General features: G+C 46.7%; 5 protein-coding genes. 2 read left to right on the forward strand and 3 right to left on the reverse strand.

Features of this window, described 5'->3' with window-relative positions; genetic code table 11:
- Positions 1-12 precede the first annotated feature (12 nt).
- On the forward strand, positions 13-1,281 hold the full coding sequence (gene brnQ, locus MHN01_RS21890; RefSeq protein WP_239413427.1) for a branched-chain amino acid transport system II carrier protein: 1,269 nt from the start codon (positions 13-15) through the stop codon (positions 1,279-1,281).
- A 94-nt stretch (positions 1,282-1,375) separates the two neighbouring features.
- Here brnQ and MHN01_RS21895 read toward each other — a convergent pair whose 3' ends face one another.
- From MHN01_RS21895 to hdfR, 3 genes are all read right to left on the reverse strand, one after another.
- Positions 1,376-1,558: an ATPase gene (locus MHN01_RS21895; RefSeq protein WP_239413424.1), complete on the reverse strand. Its 183-nt coding sequence runs from the start codon at positions 1,556-1,558 to the stop codon at positions 1,376-1,378.
- A 61-nt stretch (positions 1,559-1,619) separates the two neighbouring features.
- Positions 1,620-1,781, reverse strand: coding sequence for a hypothetical protein (locus tag MHN01_RS21900; protein ID WP_239413425.1), 162 nt, complete (start codon positions 1,779-1,781; stop codon positions 1,620-1,622).
- Between the two features lie 281 nt (positions 1,782-2,062).
- Positions 2,063-2,923: an HTH-type transcriptional regulator HdfR gene (gene hdfR, locus MHN01_RS21905; RefSeq protein WP_239413426.1), complete on the reverse strand. Its 861-nt coding sequence runs from the start codon at positions 2,921-2,923 to the stop codon at positions 2,063-2,065.
- A 159-nt stretch (positions 2,924-3,082) separates the two neighbouring features.
- On the opposite strand from hdfR, the gene maoP reads away from it, so the two are divergent.
- A partial coding sequence (gene maoP / locus MHN01_RS21910; protein WP_239413429.1) for a DUF413 domain-containing protein occupies positions 3,083-3,209 on the forward strand: 127 nt, incomplete at its 3' end.

The raw sequence follows: 3,209 nt of genomic DNA on the forward strand, positions 1-3,209 counted from the left end.
CATGAACTTGCCATTGGCTTTACAACCTTTGCACTGTTTCTAGGTGCAGGTAACCTTATATTTCCCCCAATGATGGCCCAGCAAGCCGGTGAGAACTGGCTCAGTGCGATGCTGGGTTTTCTGATCTCAGCTGTCGGCCTGCCTGCACTGACTATAGTCGTTCTGGGACGGCTCTCTTCTGCCAACAAACTCACCCAAGCACTCCCGCCGTGGTTGGATCGCACATTCTGGCTAACGGTTTTCATCACTTTAGGTCCGGCTTTCGTACTGCCCCGTGCGGTTACTGTTGCCTACGAAATGGGGCTCAAACCATTTGTCAGCGAAAGCTACCTGCTCCCCTTCTCCATCATTTTCTGTGCTATCAGCCTGACGCTGGCTCTTAAACCAGGAAAACTCGTAGACATCATTGGCAAGTTCATGACACCAGCCTTGATAGCTATGCTGGGGATCCTGGTGATAACCGCCATGTTTTACCCTCAGGGCTCGGCCACTCAGGCCATTGAATCTTACAAACAGGCACCGATGGTGAACGGCCTGCTGGAAGGTTATATGACATTAGATGCTATAGCAGCGGTGGCCTTTGGCTGGGTGATCATCCAGGCTATCAAGGAAAAAGGGATCACAGACCAAGCTGGTATCCAACGCTACAGTTTTTTCATCGCCGGCATCTACATCGTATTGATGAGCACCTGTTATCTGGCAATGAGCTACCTGGGAGCAAGCTCTTCACAGATTGCCGCTGGTGCCAGCAACGGCGGCGCAATTCTGACTCTCTACTCAGCGGCAATACTCGGCCCTGTCGGCCAGGTATTACTTGCCGTTATTACCCTAACGGCATGCCTGACAACCGTCATCGGGCTGACCAATGCCAATGCCGAGTACTTTGAGAAAACCTACCGGTTGCCATTTGCGAAAACGGCCACTGCCGTTATCGTACTGACCTCTCTTGTGGCCAATGTCGGACTTGAACAACTTATTTCGTTCAGTCTGCCTTTGATCCTCGTTCTCTGCCCTATCGCAATAACGCTTGTGCTCGCAGCATCTTTATCACTCGCAGAGAACCATCACTTGAAGTACCTGGTGTTGACAGCCTTTCTATTTGGCAGTATCGACACAGCTGCCGTACTCGGTATGGTGAGTGGTTCGCTTGATCAAGTTCTGCTTCAGTGGTTGCCTCTCTATAGCAGCCACCTAAGCTGGTTGTTACCTTGTACTTTGCTACTGGGCTACCAGTCTTTCAGTTTGAAATTGACAAAAAGCCAGCAGCCCGCTTTTCGATAGCTCGTCAGCGCAGTTATCCTTCGAAAATGAAGCATAAAAAACGGCCCCTCTTAACAGAGGGGCCGTTCAATCATTCAGGGTTCCAGTATCGATATTAGCTATCTTCGTCGATCGTTCGCTTACCCGTCATGTACTCTTCAAGCAATTCAGGTGTTAGCTCACCAGCTTCTTCCAGGCGCTTCAACGTTTCAACGATGCGCTTTTGCTCTTCGATGGAAGGGATCGCCAATTCTGGCTCTTTTTCGATATCAGTCGGGATATTTAGGTTTTCTAGCATTGCACAGCTCTTTGATGATTCATATAACTGCAGCCATTATACCGCAATCCGCTAGCAATAATTAATAGTTATAGTCGTCGTACTCTGTATACTCTTCACGCTGTCTTGCAATACGGCGCTTTTTCTTCTTTGACTGCTGGTTGATGTCTTGAAAGTCATCATCCAGATCGAATTTATGTTTGGACTTAGATCCTTTACTGAATTTTTGATCTAACTTTGCCATGTTCGTTTCCTGACACATATCCAGAGTATAAAAAGTTCGGTGTTGTCACTGGCAACAACCTGCATATCTGTTGCTATCGTCACCAAGATTTACCGAATAGTAATAGTCAATTATGACAGTAATGCTAAAACTTAGCGTCACAGAGAAAAATAATTACCAGTAATCAACAGCTCGTGATCCGAGACACATATTGACCTCCAGCTTCTCCTTGCGCGAAGAGTAGAAAGGATTGTAACCCGTGTACAACAAGAAATTTTGCATGTGATAATCAATAAATTTTATCAAACACTCTCAATCACCTGATTAAACGGTACTGCCAGCATAGTCTGTAGCAAACCCAGCTTGTCATTATCATCCCGCCAGACCAAATATAAGGACTGCTCCATTACGGGCGCTCCTGATACAGGGTGTAATGCTCCTTCTTCAACGCTCTGAGCAATAACAGGAGACGGCAAAAAACCGACAGAATGATTGTTAAGCATATACTCAAGCGCCATTCTGCTGGAGTGGGTGTGCATGACTGGTGTTTTTTGCAACTCACTGATGCGACTATGCTCGACTGAAAACCGGGTTCCCCAGTCAAGAAACACCAAGGGAAGCGCACTCAGCTCATCCATAGAACAGTCAGGGGCCCTTGTCACAAGCTGCAACTGAAAATCCCGTACTTTCGTCACTTGCAAGTTGTCAATTCTCGGCGGCTCACTGGTTATTGATACATCAATACTTTTGTCTAGCAGGCGCTTAGCCATGCTCTGACGTGACACTGACTCTAACCGCAGCGACAACCCGTCTTCGGCCTCATAGATCCGGTTGATCCAATCAGATATTCCATCGAACTCCCAAAACATCGGTGACGCGCCTATTGTCACCTGTTTCGTCAGGCTATCTGACAGTGCAACATCCTGTTTCGCCCTGCCCCAGGTTTGCAAAATGGCCTCGGCATAAGGCTGCAAACGTTCTCCAGCAGCAGTAAGCTGAACATTGCCACGCTGCCTCGAAAATAGGTCATTACCCAGCTGAGATTCCAACTGCCGTATTCGAAAACTCACCGCCGACTGGGTGAGAAATAAATTATCAGCAGCCCTGCCGAAATGTCGCGTTTTTGTTACTTCCAGAAACGTTCGGAGCAATTCAGTATCCAAATGAGTTCCCAATATCAAAAAAAAGACAAACGGATATAGTACACCTTCGCTTCCTATTATTTTAATCAAATATTTTTATCGTCACGACGAAAATACTTTGTTTTACAACTTCAGCTTACTGCACGACTATCAGCGAAAATCTCATCAGGAAGCAATAATATGAGAAGTGAAGGCAAATTTTACGACGATAAAAATTTCCCACGCGGCTTCAACCGATCTGGTGTTTTCACTATCAGCAAAGCAGCATTATTACTAGATTATGGCCGAACCATGAAAGGGCTGGCAG

This window comes from Photobacterium sp. OFAV2-7 (assembly GCF_022347985.1).
Taxonomy (GTDB): Bacteria; Pseudomonadota; Gammaproteobacteria; order Enterobacterales; family Vibrionaceae; genus Photobacterium.